The organism is Streptomyces sp. NPDC045899 (genome assembly GCF_056431485.1).
Genome location: NZ_JBWKKP010000004.1, coordinates 454647 through 474392, shown reverse-complemented (window position 1 = coordinate 474392; position 19746 = coordinate 454647). Strand labels below are relative to the sequence as shown.

Here is a 19746-nt window from a genome sequence, read left to right as displayed (position 1 = left end):
CCGAGCCCGAGCGGGCTCGGGCCTCCCCCTGCGACGACTGCGTGGCGAATGGCGGGTCCCTCTCCTCATGGAGGCCGGGGTTCGAGCCGGGCTGGGGTCTCACCGGACCGCGCCCCTCCAGGTGTGCACCACATGGGCGCCCAGGTCCGGCGGCGCCCCGGCCGCGCCCGGCCCGGCCCTCTCGGTGTAGCGGGCGGCGAGATCGCCGTAGCGGATGTCCTCGACCGTTGAGAAGCCCAGGTCACGGAGGGCCGCCCCCAGCTCCTCCGGTGCGAAGTGGCTGAGGAACGGCTCGCCGGCCCGGGCCGCCCAGTCGGCGCGTGCCGCGTGGACGGCACGCTGCTCCGGCGGCAGTGACTCCGGTGGCTCTCCGTAGTCGAAGACCACTCCGGATCCGCTGGGCAGCCCCGCGATGAAACCGAGGGTGACGAAGACGGCCGCGCGGGTCAGATAGGGCACCACGCCCAGCCAGAGGAAGAACGCCGGACGCCCCTGGTCGAAGCCCACCGCGCGCAGTCCGTCGGCCGGTTCCGACCGCTCGAAGTCGACCGGCGCGAAGGTCAGGGACGGGGGTACGGCGATCCCGGACTCGGCCAGCCGGTGCCGTTTCCACTCCTGGGTCGCGGGATGGTCCACCTCGAACACCCGCAGACCCGCGGAGCCCCACGGATTTCGGCAGCCGAAGGTGTCCAGGCCCGCGCCCAGCACCACGCACTGCCGTACCCCGCGCGCCACGGCCGCGCCGACCGCGTCCTCGGCGAAACGGGCACGGGAGGCCACCGTCAGCCGGACGTCCTCCCGCTCGGGCCGGAAGGCCGCCTCGACCACCGGGTCACCGGTGTCGGCGCCGAGGATGGGCAGGGCCAGCGGGTCCGGGAACACCCGGCCCCCTTCCAGCTCCTGATGGGCCGCGCGGAGCGCAGCGGCGGCACGGGCGGTGCTGCTGGGCCTGCCGACCTGCATGGGCGCGTCCTCCCCCGGGCCCCCCGACGGTGGGACCGCACCGCCATGATCTCAGCCGGGCGTGCGGCGCACCATCAAAGGGCCTGGAAATAGGGGTGGTTCGTTCCGGCCAGAAGGTGGCCGGAACATCACCCGCCACCGCTGGTCCACCCTCGCGCGGCCGCCGTCGGCCCCTGGTCGGTCGAGTGCTTCTGGTCCGCCGATCCGGTGAAGCTCCGCACCGTTCCGCAAGGACTCCTCCCTCCGCGCGTATAAATATGACAATCCTACCGATATACCCCCATACGAGTGCGGAGCGAACCGTGTCCTCTCACCGACGCCATCGGACGGCGATCCTCGCCGTCGCGCTGTTCGGCACCGTCACCGCGTGCGGCGGCGGCACGTCCGACGCCCCGGAAGCCGAGGAGAAGCCCTCGAAGTCGGCCGCGGCCGCGCAGGGGGAGCCCGTCAAGGACTTCACTCTGGTGGCCACCGGTGATCTGCTGGTCCATGACTCGGTCATCCGTCAGGCCAAGGCGGACGCGGGCGGCACGGGCTATGACTTCCGGCGCATGATCGCCGCGGCGGCCCCCATCGTCGCCCGGGCCGATCTGGCGATCTGCCATATGGAGACGGTCTACGGCGCCGACGAGGGCCCGTACACCGGCTATCCCACCTTCAAGACCCCGCCCCAACTCGCCGCGGCCGTCAAGAAGCTCGGCTACGACTCCTGCTCCACCGCGTCCAACCACACCCTGGACGCCGGAACGGACGGTGTGGTGCGCACCCTCGACGCGATGGACCGCGCGGGGCTCAAGCACGCCGGATCGGCGCGCTCGGCCACCGAGAGCCACCGCCCGGCCCTGATGGAGGCGGGCGGCGCCAAGGTGGCGCAGCTCGCGTACACCTACGGCACCAACGGCATCCCGGTACCGGACGGCAAGCCGTGGCTGGTGAACGTCATCGACCCCAAGCGGATCATCAGGGACGCGCGGGCCGCCCGACGGGCCGGTGCCGATGTGGTCGTGGTCAGTGTGCACTGGGGCACCGAGTGGCAGCAGGCGCCGGACAAGCTCCAGCTCTCGCTGGCCAAGAAGCTCACCGCGTCCACCGACGGCGGGCGCCGGGACATCGACCTCATCCTCGGAACCCACGCCCATATCCCGCAGGCGTACGAGAAGGTGAACGGCACCTGGGTGGTGTACGGCATGGGGGACCAGATCGCGGGCGTGATGGGCGACAAGCGCGGCCAGATGGGCTCGGCGGCCCGTTTCACCTTCTCCCCGCCCGCCGGTGAGGGCAAGGCGTGGCGGGTGAAGAAGGCGGAGTACATCCCGCACGCGGTGGACAACGACCCGATCTCACTGGTGAACCTGCCCCGCGCGCTGGAGAGGAGCCCGGGCAACGGCGGCTGGACCAGCGCGCTGAGCACCATCCAGGAGGCGGTGCTCAGCCGGGGCGCCAAGAAGGACGGGCTCGCCATGGGCCGTTGAGCCGCCGCTGACACCCGGCGGCCGGGGTCCGTCACCGTCGACGGCCTCAGCCGCCCTGGGTGTGGAACGCCAACTTGCCGTCCTCCACATCCACTTCGACCCGGCTGTGCGGGCGCAGGGTGCCGCCGAGCAGCATCCGTGAGAGCGGGTTGTCGACCTCGCGCTGGATCGTGCGGCGCAGCGGCCGGGCGCCGTACTCCGGCTGGTGTCCGCGCTGGGCGAGCCAGTCCACGGCCGCCGGGGTGAAGTCGACGGGGACGTCCTGGGCGCGCAGCCTGCGCCGGGTCTCCTCCAGCAGCACATCGGTGATCTGGCGCAGCTGCTCATCGGCGAGACGGCGGAAGATGACGGTCTCGTCGACGCGGTTCAGGAACTCGGGGCGGAAGTGTTCGCGCAGCGGCCGCAGCACCCGCTCCCTGCGGGCGTCCTCGTCGGCCTCCTCGTCCCCGCCGCCGAAGCCGAGGACGGCGCCGCGGCCGGTGATGGCCTCGGAGCCGAGGTTGCTGGTCATCACGATGACGGTGTTCTTGAAGTCCACGGTGCGGCCCTGGGCGTCGGTGAGCCTGCCGTCGTCGAGGACCTGGAGCAGGATGTTGAACACGTCCGGGTCCGCCTTCTCCACCTCGTCCAGCAGTACCAGGGAGTAGGGCTGGCGGCGTACCGCCTCGGTCAGCTGTCCCGCCTCGTCGTGGCCCACATAGCCGGGCGGGGCGCCGATGAGACGGCTGACGGTGTGCTTCTCCTGGTACTCGCTCATATCGAGGCGGACCATCCGGTCCTCGCTGCCGAAGAGCGCCTCGGCCAGGGCACGGGCGAGTTCGGTCTTGCCGACGCCGGTGGGGCCGAGGAAGAGGAAGCTGCCGCTGGGCCGGTCGGGGTCGGCGAGACCGGCGCGGGAGCGCAGGACGGCGTCGGCCACGGCGGAGACCGCCTCTTCCTGGCCGATGACCCGCTGGTGGAGGTGTTCCTCCAGGCCGAGCAGCCGGTCCCGCTCTTCCTGGGTGAGGCTGCTGACGGGGATCCCGGTCTGCCGGGAGACGATGTCCGCGACGTCCTCGACGGTCACCTCGGCGACACGGGTGCCGTGGAACTGGGTGCCGGAGCCTTCGGTGATCCGGGCGCCCAGCTCGGCGATCCGGTCGCGCAGCGAGGTGGCACGTTCGTACTGCTCGGAGGCGACGGCCTGGTCCTTGTCCCGGGTGAGCTGCTCGACCTCGCGCTCCAGGGCGCGCAGATCGGTGCCCCGGGCGCTGGAGCGCAGCCGGACCCGGGCTCCCGCCTGGTCCATCAGGTCGATGGCCTTGTCGGGCAGGAAGCGGTCGGTGAGATAGCGGTCGGCGAGTTCGACGGCCGCGAACAGCGCCTCGTCGGTGTAGCGGACCTGGTGGTGGGCTTCGTAGCGGTCGCGCAGCCCGTGCAGGATCGACACGGCGGAGGCGGTGGTGGGCTCGGGGACCATGATGGGCTGGAAGCGGCGGGCGAGCGCGGCGTCCTTCTCGATGTACTGGCGGTACTCCTGGAGTGTGCTCGCGCCCATGACGTGGAGTTCACCGCGGGCGAGCGCGGGCTTCAGGAGGTTGCTGGCATCCATCGAGCCGCCCTCGGAGCCCCCTCCCGCGCCCACGACGGTGTGCAGCTCATCGATGAAGATGATCAACTCGTCGGAGTTGGCGCGGATCTCGTCGATGATGCCGGTGAGCCGTTGTTCGAAGTCACCGCGGAAGCGGGTGCCCGCCACGATGCCCGCGAAGTCGAGCTGGATGACCCGGCGGCCGAGCAGGATGTCCGGTACGTCGGCGTCGGCGATCCGCTGGGCCAGCCCCTCCACGACGGCGGTCTTGCCGACCCCGGCCTCGCCGATGAGCACGGGGTTGTTCTTGCCCCGGCGGGCGAGCACCTCGATGCTCTGGTCGATCTCCTCGTCCCGGCCGATCACCGGGTCGATACGGCCCTCGCGGGCCATCTCGGTCAGATCGCGGCCGAACCGGTCGAGGGTGGGGGTGTTGGCCCGGCGGTCCAGGACGGGCCGCTGGTCCGCCGGACCCGCTCCGGCCGCGAGACCGCCCTGGGGGCCGGGCCGGGGTTCGAAGCGGGCGGCGTTGAGGATCTGGCCCGCGGTGGAGTCCCGGTTGCCGGCCAGCGCGATCAGCACGTGTTCGGGGCCGATGTACGAGGACCCCCGGGAGCGGGCCACCTCGTGCGCGTCGAGCAGCGCCCGCTTGACGGCGGGGGTGACGGCGACCGAGTTGCGCGGTGGCCCCTCCCCCGCCTCCCGGTCGATCTCCTCGGCGAGCCGGTCGGGGTCGGCTCCGGCGCGGGAGACCATCGTGCGGGTGGGCTCGGCGAGGAGGGCCGCCCGCAGCAGATGCTCGGTGTCCAGGTCGGTACTGCCGTGCTCGGCCGCGTATGACGCGGCGGAGGAGACCAGGTTGCGCGCCGTCTCGCTCATCAGCCGGCCGAAGTCGACATGGCGCGAGTCGGCCCGTTGCCCGGCCGGCCCGGTTCCGAGGAAGCGCGCGAGGAAATCGCCCAAGGGGTCTGGCCCGAAGTCATCAGGGCCGTCGTTGCCGCTGCCCATATCACCACTTTACGGGTGATTGCCGTCTCTGACCCGCTGTCCGGGTGCACCGTGGCCGCACCGAGGGAGCCGCGCCGCCCTCGGGGTCGCGTATCCGCCGCGCGTGGAGGAATCTGTCGTGGGCATGATGGACGAGGCGAGTCCGTCGCGCTCTGCCCATGATCTCCGCACACATGGCGACGATGTGAGCGGAGTGTGAATCAGGGTTGCACCGTGCGTAAGCGCCGGACCCCCGCTCCCCTCACGCACTAGGTTCGGTCCGCGCGCTGTCCGCAGCGGGAATCCGACCATGGGTGAGGGGGAGTCACGGTGCGCTCAGGGGAGGAAGTCGGCGGGCGGTACCGGCTCGGGAAGCAACCCATGCGCGGCGGGATGGGCGAGGTCTGGCCCGCGTACGACAAGGAGTTGGGCCGCCGGGTGGTGCTCAAGCGCACCGTGCTCGAGGACGGCGGCGCCCTCGCCTTCGACCGGTTACGGGCCGAGGCCCGGGCGCTGGCGCGGTTCAGTCATCCGCATGTCGTCACCTTGTACGACGCGGTCCGCGCGGGCAGGCGCAATCGCTCCACCTCGTGGCTGGTGCTGGAATTCGTACGCGGCGGGAGCCTGGACACGTGGCCGCCGGTGCCGCCCGAGCTCGCCGCCCGTGTCGGCGCGCAGATCGCGGACGCGCTCGCCGCCCTGCATCGCGAGGGCATCGTGCACTGCGACATCAAGCCGGGGAACATCGTGGTCACCGAGGGCGGCTCGGCCAAGCTGACCGACTTCGGCACCGCCTACCGGCATGGTGACCGGACGTCCATCACCCCGAACACCGCCGTCGGCTACACCCCCGCCTATGCCGCGCCCGAGGTCGTACGGGGCCGGCCCGAACCCGTGTCCGATGTGTTCTCGCTGGGCGCCACGCTGTACGCACTGGTCACCGGAAGCCCTCCCGGCCGCGACGGCAGTGATCCGCGAGCCGGAGCGCAGAGCACCGTGACCCTGCCGGAGTCCGCGGACGGCGGCGCCGGGGCCCCCGAACCGGACGGCGGACTGGGCCCGTTGGGCGCGGTGCTCCCGGCGATGCTGTGCGCCGATCCGGCCGGACGGCCCGGCGCCGACGAGGTCCGCGCCCTGCTGGAGGACGCCGCCGGGGACATCGACACCCTGCCCGGCCTGGCCGACCTCCGCGCCGGCACCACCCTCCCGGCCACCGACGCGGCCGACGAGCACGGAGTCGACGACCACAGGGGCGACGACCACGGGGGCGGCCGGCTGATCAGGCTCGTCCGGCAGCACCCCCGGCTCACCGTCGTCGGCGCGGCCACGGTGGCGCTCGCGGTCGTCCTTCCCCTCACCCCGCTCAATCCGTTCACCTCGGGCGGCCGGGCGGATGAGCACCGGAGGAGCGGGCCGGTGTTCGGCAACCCGGCCACGGCCGATCCCTGCGCGCTGACCGACGCCCCGGCGCTGCGCCGCTACGGGGACACCGAACTCGACCGGGACTACGGCAACTTCGACCGCTGCGACGTGCTGGTGACGTCGGACGGGAAGGGCGTCGTGGACGCGACCGTGGACTTCGACCACGGGCCGCCGCCCGAGCTGACCGGATCGGTGACATCGGTCGGGAACGTCAGGATCATCAAGGACCGGCCCGATGGCGAGACCTGTGAACGGACACTGGTCGTCGCCGGGGAGGACGACTCCTTCGTACGGGTGGCCGCGAAACAGGTCGAGTCCGGCCGTGCGCCGCTGTGCGCCATCGCCGACACGGCCACCGACAGCGCGGTGGCGACGCTCGGCCGGGGAGAGATCGCCCGTCGTTCACCGGAGTTCCCCGCCACCTCGCTGGCCCGGAAGCACGCCTGTGAGCTGCTGGATCCCGGCGCCCTGGAGGTCGTCCCCGGTATCGACGCGGACGATCCGGACGTCGGGTACGCGGGGTGGGACTGCGACTGGTCCAGCAGCACCCGGGACCTCTCGGTGGACCTGCGGTTCGACCGCGGCCGGCCACTGGACGGCGAGGACGGCACCCCGGCGCTGTTCAGCGGCTACCACGGGTTCGTCGAACCGGAGGGGGACGGCGACGGAACCTGTCTGGCCCGGCTGGTGTACCGCTCCTACGTGGACGAGAACGGCGAGAAGGCGGTCGAGACGCTCCACCTGGTGGTGGCCGGGGAGTCCGCCCCGGACGAACTGTGCGCCACGGCCCGGCAGCTGACCCGCTCGGCCGCCGCCGCACTGCGCCCGGCCTGACGCCGCCACGGATCCGATCACCAAGGAGAGCCAGGATGAACCACCCCCGGAGCCTCGCCTACGGTGTCACTCCCTCCCGGCCGGGCACCCTGCACGCCCGTTCGCTCACCGGCGGTCTCGCGGTGGCACCGCGGGCGGGCGCGACCATCCGCTTCGGCCGCGGCGGTGAACCGGAGGTCGATCTGCGCGTCGGCGAGGACGACCTGCGGGTCAGCCGCCGCCACGGCGAACTGAGCTACCACGACCGCCAGTGGTGGCTGCGGAACACCGGACAGCAGCTGCTGCGGCTGCCCCGTGGCCGGATGATGCACACCGGTACCGAGCCCTACCCGCTCGCCACCGGGTACACCCCTCTGTTCGTACGGGGTTCGGGACCCCGGGAACACCTGGTCGAGTTGTATGTGACCGACCACGGCGACGAGGGCATGGTGGCCCGTCACGCCGCCATCACCGTGCCTCCCAGGCGATGGCCGCTGGAGGAGGACGAGCGGCTGGTCCTGGTGGTGCTGGGGCAGCGCTACCTGCTCTACGAGGCGGAGCCGCGTCCCCTGTCGTATCGGGAGGCGGCGGCCGAACTCGCCTGTGTGCGCCCGGCCGAGAAGTGGTCCAGGCGCCGGATCGAGCACAAGGTGGAGGCGGTACGCCACCGGCTGTCCAAGGGCGGCGACTTCCCCCATCCGGTGGTGCGGGAGCGGGAGGGCACCGATCCGAGCGATCACACCCTCCTGCACAACCTGCTCAGGGGGCTGGTGGACTCCACGACGCTGGTACCGCCGGACCTGGAGCTGATCGAGGACGGATCCCCCGGCTGAGCCGCCGTCCGAGCGCACCGCCACGGCACCGGCCGGCGCTCACAGGTGCTGCATGATCATGACGCAGGTGGTGCCCGGCTCCAGGGCCCGGCAGAGGTGCGGCACATCGCCCGGGTACGACAGGTAGTCCCCGGCCGCGAGCTCCACCGGCTCGTCCTCCGGCCCGGCCAGCACCCGGCCGGTCCCGACGATCAGATGCTCGACGGTGCCCGGCATATGAGGGTCGGACTCCCGCGCGGACCCCGGCTCCACCCGCACGAAGTACACATCCCGCCGGGCGCCCGGCGGGCTCGCGGAGAGCAGGGTGGCGCGGTAGTCGGCCCGTTCGGAGGGCACGGAAGGGCCCTCGCCCGCGCGGATCAGCTGGACGGCGGGGCGCGGCGGATCGACCAGGGCGCTGAACGGCACATCGAGCGCCACACCGAGCGCCCACAGGGTCTCCACGCTGGGATTGCCGCTCCCCGCTTCGAGCTGGGACAGCGTGGACTTCGCGATCCCGGCGCGTTTGGCCAGCTCGGAGAGGGAGATCCCGGCCCGGGTGCGCTCGCGGCGCAGTGACGCGGCGATCCGGTCCAGGGGCAGGCGGGGCGGGGAGGCACCATCAGTCATCGTTCTCTCCAGAAGTACATTCGTTCGCCTTGACGAACATCTTCCCACGTGTCCATTGTAGAAAACATGCGTTCGCTATACCGAACATACGCTCCCCGTCTCCTGCGGGACGTGGCCATGGTCTGTCTCGCCGACGGCGTCATCGGCGCCTCCTTCGGTGCCATCGCGGTCGCCGGGGGCCTGCCCGTGTGGCTGCCCGTGGTGATGTCACTCGTGGTCTTCGCGGGCGCCGCGCAGTTCAGCGCGGTCGGCGTACTGCTGGCGGGCGGCAGTCCCCTCGCGGCGGCGGCCACCGGGCTGCTGCTCAACACCCGCACGGTGCCGTTCAGCCTGGCCCTCACCGATTCCCTCGGCTCCGGCCGCGCCGCCCGGATGCTCGGCGCGCATCTGATCACCGACGAATCGGCCGCCTTCGCCCTCGCCGAGGACGATCCGGCGCGCCGCCGGGCCACGTTCCGGCTCTCCGGGTCGGCCCTCTTCATCACCTGGAACCTCGGTGTGCCGGCCGGGGCCCTCGTCGGGACCGCGCTGGGCGATCCCGGCGCGCTGGGCCTCGACGCCGCGTATCCGGCCGTACTGCTCGCCCTCACCCTGCCCGCCCTCCGGGATCCCGGCACCCGTCGCGCCGCGGTCATCGGCGCCGCCGTGGCGCTGGCCGCCACACCGTTCCTGCCCCCGGGGCTGCCGGTGCTGCTCGCCCTCGCCGGAGTGCTCACCGCAGGGAGGCCGTCATGATCCTCGTCGCCGTCGCGCTGCTGGCCGTGGGGACCTACGCCTTCCGGCTGGCCGGTCCGCTGCTGCACGGCCGCTTCCAGCCCTCCGCGGAAGTGCGGCGGCTCCTCGGGGTCGGCGCCGCTGTTCTGCTGGTCGCCCTGCTGGCCACTGCGGCCCTGACCCAGGGGCAGGGCTTCGCGGGCTGGGCCCGGCCGGCGGGTGTGCTGACGGCGGCCGTACTGGCGTGGCGAAGGGCCCCGTTCATGGTGATCGTGGCCGCGGCGGCCCTCACCACCGCGCTGCTGCGCCTGGCCGGGGTCCCGTGACGGTGCTCCGGCCGGTCACAACGGAGCGGCGGGACGGGCCCGTTGTCGTACGCGGCTGGCAGACTGGGGCAGGACGGTGAGGAGGGGCGGATGGGGCGAGCACGGCCGTCGATGCAGGAGCTGATCCAGCGGCGCCGGGGCGCGGGGTTCGTGGGGCGGCGCGGCGAACTGGACGCGTTCCGGGCCAATTTCGGGCTGCCACCGGACGACGAGCGGCACCGCTTCGTCTTCCACGTCCACGGCAACGCGGGAGTGGGCAAGTCCTGGCTGCTGCGCCAGTTCGAGCAGACCGCCCGTCAGGAGTACGGCGGCCTCACCGCGCGTGTCGACGAGTCGGCCGACGGAGTGGTCGAGGCGATGGCCGCGATCAGCACCGCGTTCGGTCGTCAGGGGCACGCGTGCACCGCCCTGGACCGGAAGCTGGCCCTCTACCGGCAGCGCCGCCATGAGGCGGAGGCGATACCGGTGGACGGCGAGGCCGTGGCACCCTCCTCCGGTGGCCTCACCGCGGCCCGGGCCGGGCTGGCGGGGCTGGGCCTGGTGCCCGGGGTCGGGGCGCTGGCGGGCGCGGTCGATCCGGTGTCGCTCGCCCAGGGCACCGACCGGGTACGGGCCGCGCTGAGCTCCCGCTTCCGCGACCACAAGGACGTCCAGCTGGTGCTGGACCCGGTGCAGGCCCTCACACCGCTGCTGGTGCGGGAGGTGTCGCAGGCGGCCGCCGCGGCGCCGTGGGTCGTGCTGTGCTTCGACACCTACGAGCGCACCGGTCCGCTGCTCGACCCGTGGCTGCGCACCCTGCTCACCAGCGAGCGGTACGGCTCCCTCCCCGACAACACGGTGATCGTGCTCGCCGGTCAGACCCGGCTCGACCCCGGCTGCTGGGCCGATCTCAGCGAGGTGGTCGCGGAGCTGCCGCTGGAGCCGTTCACCGACGCCGAGGCACGGCAGCTGCTCGCCGCCAAGGGGATCACCGACGAACCGGTGGTGCGCGATGTGCTGCGGCTGTCGGGCCGGTTGCCGGTGCTGGTGTCCACCCTCGCGGAGAACGCGGGCGGACCGGACGGGGTGGACGACCCCAGCGCCTCGGCCGTCGAGCGGTTCCTGAAGTGGGAGCCGGATCCGGTGCGCCGGTCCGCGGCCCAGGCGGGCGCGCTGCCGCGGCTGCTGGACGAGGACGTGTTCCGGGCGGCCCTGGACGGGGAGGTCCCCCGGTCCGGGGACGAGGACGCGGCGGAGCTGTTCGGCTGGCTGCGCGCGCTGCCGTTCGTGAGCGGGCGCGCGGGGCACATCCGCTATCACGACGTGGTCCGCGCGCCCATGCTGAGGCTCCGCCGGACCACCTCGCCCCAGCGGTGGAGCGCGGCCCACACCCGGCTCGCGGAGTCCTTCTCGCGGTGGCGGGAGACGGCCGCCGGCGATCTGGAGCCCGCGGCGGAGCCGTGGCAGCGGGAGCGATGGCGGGCACTGCGCCTCGAGGAGTCCTACCACCTGTTGTGCGCGCGGCCCGCGGCGGCGCTGCCGGGGGTGCTGAGGGACGGTGTCGACGCGTGTGACGCGGGCCCGGAGGCCGCGCGGCCGTGGGCGCGGACCCTGCTGGAGGCGGGCGAGGACTCCGGTGACGAGACCCTGCGCGCCTGGGGGCGCGACACGCTCGCCGCGCTGGAGGACGAGCGGCGGCGCGGCATCGAGGTGATGGGCCTGCTGCTGGACCGGGCGGAGCTGGACCGCGCAGGTCGGGTCGGGGCGCTGGTCGTCCGCGGCTGGCACCGCCGCTCGGTCGAGGAGTACGGCGAGGCACTGGCCGACTTCGAGCGCGCACTGGACCTCGACCCCGGCTGCGTACGGGCCCGTTTCGGCGGTGTGGTGGTCCACCGGGCCGCCGGGGACACCGACGGCGCGCTGGCCGCGCTGGACCGCGCGGACGCCCTGGATCCGGGCGCGGCCTGGATCGCCCGCGAGCGCGGGGAGACCTACCGCAGGGCACGGCGGCACGAGGAGGCCCTGGAGTGGCTGGACCGCGTGGTCGAGGCCGATCCGGCGGATCCGGTGGCCTGGGGCAGCCGGGCACAGACGAAGGCGGCGCTCGGCAGGGCACGGGAGGCGCTGGCCGATTTCGACCGGGCCATCGGGCTGCGCGGGGACTATGTCTGGGCCCTGGTCCGGCGGGCCCGGCTGCGCGGTGCGGCCGGGGACGTGGCGGGGGCGCTGGAGGATCTGGACCGCGCGGAGGAGCTGGAGCCCGAGGTGGCGGGCACGGCGGGGCAGCGGGGTGAGGTCCACCGGCTGTCGGGCCGTCATGAGGAGGCCGTGGCGCAGTACGACCGTGCGCTCGCACTCGACCCCGGGTACGCATGGGCCCTGGGCAGCCGGGCGATGGCCCTGGAGGCCCTGGGCAGACGCCCGGAGGCACTGGCGGACCTGGAGCGCGCCGTGGCATTGGATCCCGGCTACGCCTGGGCCGTGGCGCAGCGCGAGAGACTCCTGTCGAACGGGCCGTCAGGGAGCGGCGGATGACGGCCTGACGGCAGGGGCGGGTGGCCACCGTCCCGGCCACGGCCGGCGGTACCGGGCCGGCGGACCGTGGCACCGGTCCGGGCCGGCCGTCACCGCCCACCGCTGTCGCGGTCCGGGGGACCTGGTGGACCGGTCAACGGGTCGCCGGGCGACGGAACACGGGACACCGTACGGCTGACCACGCGCACCGCGTCCGCCCGGTGCCGTCGGCGTGGTCCGCGACCGGCGTCATCGATCCCCGGCCGGTCGGCTGCGGACCAGGGGGAACGACCAGATCCGCTGGAGGGCGCGCAGCAGCGCCGGGCGTCGGCGCGGCTCCGACGGGCACCGCCACGGCGCGTTCGCCGGGACGGACACCGCCGCGGTGACCAAGCGCGGGTCCCCGGTGGGATCGTACGGATCGGGCAGGGGGTCGTCCGGGTCGATGGCGGGCGGGGGCGGCGGGGTGACGCCGGCCGGGGCGGAGGGGCACCGGGCCGCTTCGGCCCGCATCAGTGCCCGCATGGCGGCGTGGACATCGTGAGGCATGGCTGTACTCCTGCGTGTCGGACGTCTGGCTGCTGACCGGGCAGGGCGGACCGTCCCCACGGCCCGCGGGGCACGCGCGGGAAGCGGGTTACGGACGGCCCGGGGCCGGTCAGCAGCGCAGCACGACGCTGCGCGAGGAGAACTGGGGCACCGGCGGCTCCGCGCCGGTGTCGAGGGCGCCGGGGCCCGGGGCGCGGTCGGCGACATGGCCGCGGACCGCGGCGAGGACCAGATGGCCGGGCGCGGACGGCATCGAGCGCGCGCCCGGTGTCGAGGCGGCACAGGCCCGTCCGATGTGACCCGCGTGTCCGGTACGGCCGACGGGGTGCCCGTCGTGGTCCCGGACCGGGAGCGCGGCGGGCCGGGAGGCGTCCGGGGTCCGCTCCTCGGCGCGCGGCCCGGCGGGTGCCGGGGCCGGGGCGGGAGCGCGGAGCGCACCGCAATGGCCCAGGTCAGGGGGTGGAGCGTGGGAGGCGCCGAGGGACAGCAGGGTGTGCAGCAGGGTCATCGCCAACAGCACGACCACTACGGTCGCGCAGGGTCCGCGGCGGTCCGCCGAGCGGTTCGTCCTGTGGCCGTGCACCATGCGGCCTCCCTTGGCCGATCCCTCTCCAGGGAACCCCGCTCAGCGGAATCCAGCACTCCGATATCCCGGATGTGACCCGGCTTTCACCCGTGTCGGTGATGCACTCGAACGGACATGCCGGACATTTCGAGGAGCGGTGCGGTCGAGGCCGTGCGGTCGGGGCGACGAGGAGGGAGCAACGGCGGAGGGGCCGGGGGCTTCAGTCCAACAGCCGGGTGGGGGCGGCCTGCCGCCATGAGTCGAGGAGGATGTCCCGGAGCTCCTCGCGGTCGTCCAGCGCGGCCAGCCGGACCCGCACCCAGGCGAACCCGGCCTCGTGGTCGGCGATCCAGAACTTCTCCGGCTCCGCGAGCACGAGTTCGTCGCGCTCCTCCTTGGGGCAGCGGACGGCCATCGAGGTCTCGTCCTCCGGCAAGGTGGCGAACATCTTCCCGGCGACCCGGAACGTGGGCATGGACCAGGCGACCTTCTCCGTCGTCTCGGGCAGCGACAGAGCGATCTCGCGGACATCGTCGGACGTCGTCATGGCATGACCGTAGGGCACCCCACCGACAAGGGGGCTAGCCCGGGTGGTGGAACGGGGTCGTGCTGGTCAGCGGTACGAAACCGAGCCGCCGCAGCACCGGGCGGCTCATATCGGAGGCGTCGACCTGGAGCCAGGGACAGCCGTGTCCGGCCGCGACCCGGGCACGGAAGGCGACCAGTGAGCGGTAGACGCCCCGGCCGCGCCAGTCCGGAACCGTCCCCCCGCCCCAGAGCCCGGCGAACGGGGCGCCCGGCGTCAGCTCCAGCCGTGCCGCGCCCACCGGGCGGTCACCGGCCAGGGCGAGCACCGCGACGGCGGTGTCCGGCGCCGCGGCGAGCCGGGCCAGGAGCCGGTGGCGCAGACGTCCGCCGTCGGGGCCGAAGACCCGTTCGTGCACCCGGATCACCGCCTCCACCCCGGCCGCGTCCAGCACCGGGCACAGCCGGATGCCCTCGGGCGGACGGTGGCCGAGGTCCAGGTCCCCGGTGGCGGCGACCATCAGGGTCTCTTCGGGACCCGCCGTGAAACCGGCCGCCCGGAGCCGCGCGGCGAGGTCGTCCGGCCGGTCGTGCGCGTAGAGCTTCCACTCGAACTCGCGCCCCATGGCTGCGAAGTGGCGGATCTGCGCGGTGATCGCGGCATCCGCGGTGGACGGGTCCAGAGCGGACCAGAGCACACCGTTCCAGTCCTCGCGGGCACCGGTCTGGCGCACCACCGCGCCCACGTGCTCGATCCGCGCGCCGGGGCCGTCGGGGAGTGCTCCCCGGCGCATCCGCCGGTCGTACAGGGCCAGTACCGCGTCACGATCCATGACGCCCATCCCAGCACCTCCCCCGGCCGCCGGGCCATCGGTTTCCGCGCGGACCGGATTCCGCGGGGACCGGTCTCCGCGCGGACCGCGCCTAGACCGAGGTGTCCTCGGCGGTCGCCGCGTAGCTGATGGCGATCCGGGCCCCCAGCCGCGCGTTGTTCTTGACGAGGGCGATGTTGGTGGCCAGGCTCTCCCCCTCGGTGAGCTCGACGATCCGGCCGAGCAGATAGGGGGTGGTGTCCTTGCCGGTGACACCCGCTGCCGTCATCTCGGCGAGCGCCCGCTCGATGATGCCGTCGATCCGCCCGGCGGGGATCTCATCGGCTTCCGGTACCGGGTTGGCGATGGACAGCCCCGCCGTCAGCCCCAGGTCCCACTGGGCGCGCATGATGGCGGCGATCTCCTCGGGGGAGTCGGCGCGCAGCGGCGAGGCGAAGCCGCTGACCCGGGAGTAGAAGGCGGGGAAGTCGTCCGTGCCGTAGGCGAGGACGGGCACACCCAGGGTTTCCAGGGTCTCCAGGGTCAGCCCGATGTCGAGGATGCTCTTCACTCCGGCGCTGATGACCGCCACCGGGGTGGTGGACAGTTCGGTGAGGTCGGCGCTGATGTCGAAGGAGTGCGGCGCCCCGCGGTGCACTCCGCCGATGCCTCCGGTGACGAACACCTTGATACCGGCGAGCGACGCGAGCCGCATGGTGCTCGCCACGGTCGTGGCGCCATGACCGCCGCGCGCCATCACCCGGGCCAGGTCGCGCACGCTGACCTTGCCCACCTCGGGGCTGGTGGCGAGCAGTTCCAGATCGTCCCGGCCCAGTCCGACGCGGGGCCGGCCGTGCAGTACGGCGATGGTGGCAGGGACGGCGCCCTCGGCGCGGATGATCTCCTCGACCTCGGTGGCCATCTCCACGTTCTGCGGATACGGCATCCCGTGACTGATGATGGTGGACTCCAGCGCGACCACGGGACGGCCGTCGCGCAGCGCGTCCCGGACCTCCTCGCCGAGGGTGAGCCGGGGGTGAGGGCTGGTCATGGGGTCCTCCGCAGGGGGGCGTTCAGCGCGTCCTCGATCAGACGCGGGGTCAGGTCGGGTCGTACGGTGGCGGTCGTGGCCACGGTGAGCGCGGCCGCGGCGTGGCCGTAGCGGGCGGCCTCGACCGGTTCGGCGCCGGTGAGCAGGGCGTGGACGAACGCGCCGAGCATGGCGTCCCCGGCGCCGGTGACGTCGTGCACCTCCGCCGGGGCCGCGTCCAGGAAGGTGTGGCCCGTGCCGGGGGTGCTGAACAGACTGCCGCGCTCCCCGAGCCGTACCCACACGTGCTGGACCCCGCGGTCATGGAGGGTGGCCACGGCCGCGAGCAGCTCGCCGTCGTCCCCGCCCACCGGGTGGCCGGTCAGGGCGCCGAGCTCGGCCAGGTTGGGGGTGACGGCGTACACGGGGCGCTCACCGGAGAACAGCGGTGCGAGCAGCGCCGCCTTGGGCACGCTCACCGGGTCGATCAGGGTCTGGACGCCGGTCGCGGACGCGATGTCCAGCGCGTAGGCCAGCACCTGGGGCGAGAGGTTGCCGTCGAGCACCAGCATGGCGGCGTGGCCGATCAGCTCCCGTGCGTGGTGCAGATGTCCGGGGCCGAGTCCGTCGGTGGCGGCCATGTCGGCGATGGCCACCACCAGATCGCCGTCGGCGTCGAGCACCGCCGTGTAGGTGCCGGTGGGATGGGCGCTGCGGTGCACATGGTCCACCCGCACCCCGGTGGCCTGGGTCTCGCTCAGCAGCCGCTCCCCCGCCGCGTCCTGGCCGACGGCGGCGATGAGGTGGGTGGGGGTGCCCAGTCGGGCCAGGTTCTCGGCGATGTTGCGGGCGACCCCGCCGGGGCTGGTGTGGGAGCGCCCGGGGTTGCTGGTGTGGTACGCGACCGGGGCGAGGCTGCGCACCTTGACGTCCACGTTGGCGCCGCCGATGACCACCACCGCGTTCTCCTGGCGCACGATGTAGCCGCGCCCCAGGATGGCGCCCTTCTTGCCCAGGTTCGACAGATGGACGTTGACCGCGGCCCGGGTGGTCCCGAGGGCGTCGGCGATGGCCTGGGGCCCGGTCAGCGGATCCCGTCGCAGCAACGCGAGGATTTCGCGCTCCCGGCGCGTCAGCATCATGGTTCAGCAGAGTAAAGGAAACTTACCCGGATAAACAGAGTCGGACCGACGGCGGGTACGGTGCCGCGCCCGCACCCGACGCCAGGGGCGGTGCCGTCCGAAATAGGGGTTGTCAGCGCTCCGTTGGCCCCGGCAGGCTGACCTTCCTGTCGCCTCCGCGCGAGGACCGGGCATCCCTGTGAACGGTCCGCGGCGGCGGCCGGCCGACCCCGTGGTACGAAAGGACGTCAGGTGACCGCACAGCCCACCGGCACGAGTCTGTGGATCAGGCAGTTCCATCCCGCCCCGGACGCGGCGACGCGTCTGGTGTGCCTGCCCCACGCCGGCGGATCGGCCTCCTACTTCTTCCCCGTCTCCAAGGCGCTCTCGCCGAAGGTCGACGTCCTGGCGATCCAGTACCCGGGCCGCCAGGACCGCCGGAACGAGAAGTGCGTCGACTCCATCCGCGACCTGGCCGACGCCCTGGTCCCGGAGTTGCTGCCGTGGACGGACAAGCCCCTCGCGCTGTTCGGCCACAGCATGGGGGCGACCCTCGGCTTCGAGGTCGCGCTGCGCCTGGAGCAGAAGGGCGTGGTGCCGGTGACGCTGTTCGCCTCCGGGCGCCGCGCGCCGTCCGCGCACCGCGACGAGACGGTGCACCAGCGGGACGACGAGGGTCTGATCGCCGAGGTGAAGTCGCTCAGCGGCACCGACTCCCAGCTCCTCGGCGATGACGAGATCCTGCGGATGGTGCTGCCCGCGATCCGCAGCGACTACAAGGCCGCCGAGACCTACGCCTACGTTCCGGGCCCGCGGCTGGCCGCCCCGATCCAGGCCCATGTGGGCACCAGCGATCCCAAGGCGACGGTCGACGAAGTCCGCGCGTGGAGCGAGCACACCTCGGGGGAGTTCGCCCTGCACACCTACCCCGGCGGTCACTTCTACCTGAACAGCCAGGCGTCACGGGTCATCGCGTCGATCTCCGAGACGCTGTCCCCGCCACCGGCCTGACAGACGTACGCGCACCGCACCGCCCGGACACCGGACCGTCCGGACGCGGCGGTGCGGGTCAGCCGTGCGGGCGTCCGGCCAGCACGGTCCGGGTGTAGTCCTCGACGGTGGCGTCCAGGCCCACGTCATGGCGCGCCCGCTCGGACAGCAGCCAGCGGTGTTCCAGCAGCTCGTAGTAGATCTGCGCGGTGTCGGTCGCACCGCGCAGCTCCAGCGGGACGGCGCGGACGGTCGGCCGGAAGACATCGCGGACCCAGCGGTGGGCCAGCACCTCCGGCCGCGCGCCCAGCGGATCGCCGGGGGCGTAGTCGTCCTGGGTGGCCATCCAGGTCTCCAGGTCGTTCAGCAGACTGCGGGCCTGGTTCTCCTCCGCGTCCAGACCGGTCAGCCGGAGCAACTGGCGCTGGTGGTGGCCCGCGTCGACGACCTTGGGCACGAAGGTGACCATGTCCCCGTCGGGGGAACGCTCGATCTGCATCTCGGCGACATCGAAGCCCAGGTCGTTCAGGCGCCGCACCCGCCGGTCGATGTAGTGGCGCTTGGCCGCCGGATAGACCGACTGCCGGGTCAGCTCATGCCACAGCTCGGCGTACCGGTCGGCGATGGCCTGCCCGAAGAGCACCGGGTCGACCGAGGGGTGGAGCGAGCCGCTGGCCTCCAGGTCCATCAGCTCGCCCGCGATGTTCACCCGCGCCACCTCGACGTCGTACTCGCGCTGTCCGGCGGTGAGCCGCGGCTGGAGCTGCCCGGTCTCGGCGTCCACCAGGTACGCGGCGTACGCGCCCGCGTCCCGCCGGAAGAGGGTGTTGGACAGTGAGCAGTCGCCCCAGGCGAAGCCCGCGAGGTGGAGCCGCACCAGGAGGACGGCGAGCGCGTCGAGCAGCCGCTTGATGGTGCTGGGCCGCATCGTCGTCTCGAACATCGAGCGGTACGGCAGCGAGCCCACCAGATGCCGGGTGACCAGTACCGGTTCCAGCGGCTCGGCGTTCCCGCCGCGGCGTCCGGTGACCACCGCCAGCGCGTCCACCGCGGGGATCGCGAGCCGGTCCAGGTCGCGCAGCAGCCCGTACTCGCGGACCGCCGCCCACTCGCCGACCTCCTTGACCGCCACCACCTCACCGCCCGCGCGGGCGAACCGGACGACATGGCGGGAGATACCGCGGGGCAGCGAGACCAGGTGCTCCTCCGGCCACTCCTCCAGCGGGATGTGCCACGGCAGATCGAGGAGGGATGCCGGGTGCTCGGGCGAGGTGGCGGTGATCTGCAGCTCCATGACACACCAGTGTGCGGTACGGGTGTGCGGGCGCGGACGGCCGCGTCAGGAGCGCCCGGCCACCGGCGGCCGCATCCCGTCGAGGACGACGCGGATGCAGCGCTCGGCCCGGGAGCGGTCGTCGGGCAGGTCCAGCACCCCGGCGGCACTGGTGGCGGCCTTGGCCAGGAACGGGATGTCGTGCCACCGCAGGTCCGCGCGGAGGGTGCCCGCGCGCTGGGCGCGTTCGGTCAGCCGTCGCAGGAGCTCGAGCAGACGCCACCGGGCGGCGGCCACCCGCGGTCCGCCGCGGTCGTCGAGGGAGGCCGTCAGGCCCGCGTTCTCACCGGTGCGCAACGCGAGATCGGTGAAGAAGGAGGTGAAGGCCGGCCAGTCCGCGCCCCGGTCCAGTGCCCGTTCCGCACCGGCGGTCAGTTCGCCGAGCAGATCGAGGAGGACGGCCTCCATCAGCTGACCGCGTTCGGGGTAGCGGCGGTACACCGTGCCGACGCCGACGCCCGCCCGGCGGGCGATCTCGTGGTAGCTGACGTCGAGGCCGTGGGCCGCGACCGCCTGGCGCGCGCCGGTGAGCACCCGGGCGGCGTTGCGCCGGGCGTCCGCGCGGGGCGGTCGCTCGGGCCGCTCTGCGGAGGGCATGTCCTCAACCCTAGACAGAATT

General features: G+C 73.2%; 18 protein-coding genes. 7 read left to right on the top strand and 11 right to left on the bottom strand.

Annotation, left to right across the window (positions count from 1 at the left end; genetic code table 11):
* Window positions 1-99 precede the first annotated feature (99 nt).
* Window positions 100-963 carry a class I SAM-dependent methyltransferase gene (locus AC07FT_RS08970; RefSeq protein ID WP_479175174.1) on the bottom strand — a complete coding sequence of 288 codons (864 nt, stop codon included), beginning with the start codon at window positions 961-963 and terminating at the stop codon, window positions 100-102.
* 302 nt (window positions 964-1265) lie between these two features.
* On the opposite strand from AC07FT_RS08970, the gene AC07FT_RS08965 reads away from it, so the two are divergent.
* Window positions 1266-2435: a CapA family protein gene (locus AC07FT_RS08965; protein WP_471198369.1), complete on the top strand. Its 1170-nt coding sequence runs from the start codon at window positions 1266-1268 to the stop codon at window positions 2433-2435.
* 46 nt (window positions 2436-2481) lie between these two features.
* On the opposite strand, the gene AC07FT_RS08960 is transcribed toward AC07FT_RS08965, so the two are convergent.
* Window positions 2482-5013, bottom strand: a complete 2532-nt coding sequence (locus AC07FT_RS08960) for an ATP-dependent Clp protease ATP-binding subunit (RefSeq protein WP_471198372.1) — start codon at window positions 5011-5013, stop codon at window positions 2482-2484.
* A 360-nt stretch (window positions 5014-5373) separates the two neighbouring features.
* Between AC07FT_RS08960 and AC07FT_RS08955 the strand changes: the two genes are divergently transcribed.
* Together AC07FT_RS08955 and AC07FT_RS08950 are read left to right on the top strand one after the other, a co-directional pair.
* On the top strand, window positions 5374-7248 hold the full coding sequence (locus AC07FT_RS08955) for a serine/threonine-protein kinase (RefSeq protein ID WP_479175172.1): 1875 nt from the start codon (window positions 5374-5376) through the stop codon (window positions 7246-7248).
* Window positions 7249-7283: 35 nt separating this feature from the next.
* Window positions 7284-8060: an FHA domain-containing protein gene (locus AC07FT_RS08950; protein ID WP_479175170.1), complete on the top strand. Its 777-nt coding sequence runs from the start codon at window positions 7284-7286 to the stop codon at window positions 8058-8060.
* A 39-nt stretch (window positions 8061-8099) separates the two neighbouring features.
* Here the strand turns inward: AC07FT_RS08950 and AC07FT_RS08945 are convergent, their stop codons facing one another.
* Entirely contained in the window at window positions 8100-8669 is a 570-nt protein-coding gene (locus AC07FT_RS08945) for a helix-turn-helix domain-containing protein (RefSeq protein WP_471198381.1), read from the bottom strand.
* A 66-nt stretch (window positions 8670-8735) separates the two neighbouring features.
* On the opposite strand from AC07FT_RS08945, the gene AC07FT_RS08940 reads away from it, so the two are divergent.
* The 3 genes from AC07FT_RS08940 (at window position 8736) to AC07FT_RS08930 (ending at window position 12223) form a co-directional block, all read left to right on the top strand.
* Window positions 8736-9404 (top strand): AzlC family ABC transporter permease, encoded by a 669-nt coding sequence (locus AC07FT_RS08940; RefSeq protein ID WP_479175168.1) that lies wholly within the window; start codon window positions 8736-8738, stop codon window positions 9402-9404.
* Window positions 9401-9709 (top strand): AzlD domain-containing protein, encoded by a 309-nt coding sequence (locus AC07FT_RS08935; RefSeq protein WP_471198387.1) that lies wholly within the window; start codon window positions 9401-9403, stop codon window positions 9707-9709. The genes AC07FT_RS08940 and AC07FT_RS08935 overlap by 4 nt, the downstream gene beginning before the upstream one ends.
* A 90-nt stretch (window positions 9710-9799) precedes the next feature.
* Window positions 9800-12223, top strand: a complete 2424-nt coding sequence (locus AC07FT_RS08930; RefSeq protein WP_479175166.1) for a tetratricopeptide repeat protein — start codon at window positions 9800-9802, stop codon at window positions 12221-12223.
* Window positions 12224-12451: 228 nt separating this feature from the next.
* Here AC07FT_RS08930 and AC07FT_RS08925 read toward each other — a convergent pair whose 3' ends face one another.
* The 6 genes from AC07FT_RS08925 to AC07FT_RS08900 form a co-directional block, all read right to left on the bottom strand.
* On the bottom strand, window positions 12452-12751 hold the full coding sequence (locus tag AC07FT_RS08925; RefSeq protein WP_479175164.1) for a hypothetical protein: 300 nt from the start codon (window positions 12749-12751) through the stop codon (window positions 12452-12454).
* Window positions 12752-12860: 109 nt separating this feature from the next.
* Window positions 12861-13271, bottom strand: coding sequence for a hypothetical protein (locus AC07FT_RS08920; protein WP_479175162.1), 411 nt, complete (start codon window positions 13269-13271; stop codon window positions 12861-12863).
* 265 nt (window positions 13272-13536) lie between these two features.
* On the bottom strand, window positions 13537-13863 hold the full coding sequence (locus AC07FT_RS08915; RefSeq protein ID WP_479175160.1) for an MmcQ/YjbR family DNA-binding protein: 327 nt from the start codon (window positions 13861-13863) through the stop codon (window positions 13537-13539).
* A gap of 34 nt (window positions 13864-13897) precedes the next feature.
* Entirely contained in the window at window positions 13898-14674 is a 777-nt protein-coding gene (locus tag AC07FT_RS08910) for a GNAT family N-acetyltransferase (protein WP_479175229.1), read from the bottom strand.
* A 91-nt stretch (window positions 14675-14765) separates the two neighbouring features.
* Complete coding sequence (locus AC07FT_RS08905) at window positions 14766-15704, bottom strand: pseudouridine-5'-phosphate glycosidase (RefSeq protein WP_471198401.1); 939 nt, start codon at window positions 15702-15704, stop codon at window positions 14766-14768.
* Window positions 15701-16825, bottom strand: a complete 1125-nt coding sequence (locus AC07FT_RS08900) for a PfkB family carbohydrate kinase (RefSeq protein WP_479175158.1) — start codon at window positions 16823-16825, stop codon at window positions 15701-15703. Before AC07FT_RS08900 ends, AC07FT_RS08905 begins: the two co-directional genes overlap by 4 nt.
* 231 nt (window positions 16826-17056) lie before the next feature.
* Here AC07FT_RS08900 and AC07FT_RS08895 point away from each other — a divergent pair, with 231 nt between their 5' ends.
* Window positions 17057-17815 (top strand): thioesterase II family protein, encoded by a 759-nt coding sequence (locus AC07FT_RS08895; protein WP_471198407.1) that lies wholly within the window; start codon window positions 17057-17059, stop codon window positions 17813-17815.
* 58 nt (window positions 17816-17873) lie between these two features.
* Here AC07FT_RS08895 and AC07FT_RS08890 read toward each other — a convergent pair whose 3' ends face one another.
* Window positions 17874-19088 (bottom strand): DUF4032 domain-containing protein, encoded by a 1215-nt coding sequence (locus AC07FT_RS08890; protein ID WP_479175156.1) that lies wholly within the window; start codon window positions 19086-19088, stop codon window positions 17874-17876.
* A 45-nt stretch (window positions 19089-19133) separates the two neighbouring features.
* On the bottom strand, window positions 19134-19724 hold the full coding sequence (locus tag AC07FT_RS08885) for a TetR/AcrR family transcriptional regulator (protein ID WP_479175154.1): 591 nt from the start codon (window positions 19722-19724) through the stop codon (window positions 19134-19136).
* Between the last annotated feature and the right edge of the window lie 22 nt (window positions 19725-19746).

Coding starts and splice junctions, on each gene's coding strand:
- AC07FT_RS08970 (WP_479175174.1), bottom strand. CDS start 963: ATGCAGGTCGGCAGGCCCAGCAGCACCGCCCGTGCCGCCGCTGCGCTC.
- AC07FT_RS08960 (WP_471198372.1), bottom strand. CDS start 5,013: ATGGGCAGCGGCAACGACGGCCCTGATGACTTCGGGCCAGACCCCTTG.
- AC07FT_RS08955 (WP_479175172.1), top strand. CDS start 5,374: ATGCGCGGCGGGATGGGCGAGGTCTGGCCCGCGTACGACAAGGAGTTG.
- AC07FT_RS08950 (WP_479175170.1), top strand. CDS start 7,284: ATGAACCACCCCCGGAGCCTCGCCTACGGTGTCACTCCCTCCCGGCCG.
- AC07FT_RS08945 (WP_471198381.1), bottom strand. CDS start 8,669: ATGACTGATGGTGCCTCCCCGCCCCGCCTGCCCCTGGACCGGATCGCC.
- AC07FT_RS08940 (WP_479175168.1), top strand. CDS start 8,736: ATGCGTTCGCTATACCGAACATACGCTCCCCGTCTCCTGCGGGACGTG.
- AC07FT_RS08935 (WP_471198387.1), top strand. CDS start 9,401: ATGATCCTCGTCGCCGTCGCGCTGCTGGCCGTGGGGACCTACGCCTTC.
- AC07FT_RS08930 (WP_479175166.1), top strand. CDS start 9,800: ATGGGGCGAGCACGGCCGTCGATGCAGGAGCTGATCCAGCGGCGCCGG.
- AC07FT_RS08925 (WP_479175164.1), bottom strand. CDS start 12,751: ATGCCTCACGATGTCCACGCCGCCATGCGGGCACTGATGCGGGCCGAA.
- AC07FT_RS08915 (WP_479175160.1), bottom strand. CDS start 13,863: ATGACGACGTCCGACGATGTCCGCGAGATCGCTCTGTCGCTGCCCGAG.
- AC07FT_RS08910 (WP_479175229.1), bottom strand. CDS start 14,674: ATGGATCGTGACGCGGTACTGGCCCTGTACGACCGGCGGATGCGCCGG.
- AC07FT_RS08905 (WP_471198401.1), bottom strand. CDS start 15,704: ATGACCAGCCCTCACCCCCGGCTCACCCTCGGCGAGGAGGTCCGGGAC.
- AC07FT_RS08900 (WP_479175158.1), bottom strand. CDS start 16,825: ATGATGCTGACGCGCCGGGAGCGCGAAATCCTCGCGTTGCTGCGACGG.
- AC07FT_RS08890 (WP_479175156.1), bottom strand. CDS start 19,088: ATGGAGCTGCAGATCACCGCCACCTCGCCCGAGCACCCGGCATCCCTC.
- AC07FT_RS08885 (WP_479175154.1), bottom strand. CDS start 19,724: ATGCCCTCCGCAGAGCGGCCCGAGCGACCGCCCCGCGCGGACGCCCGG.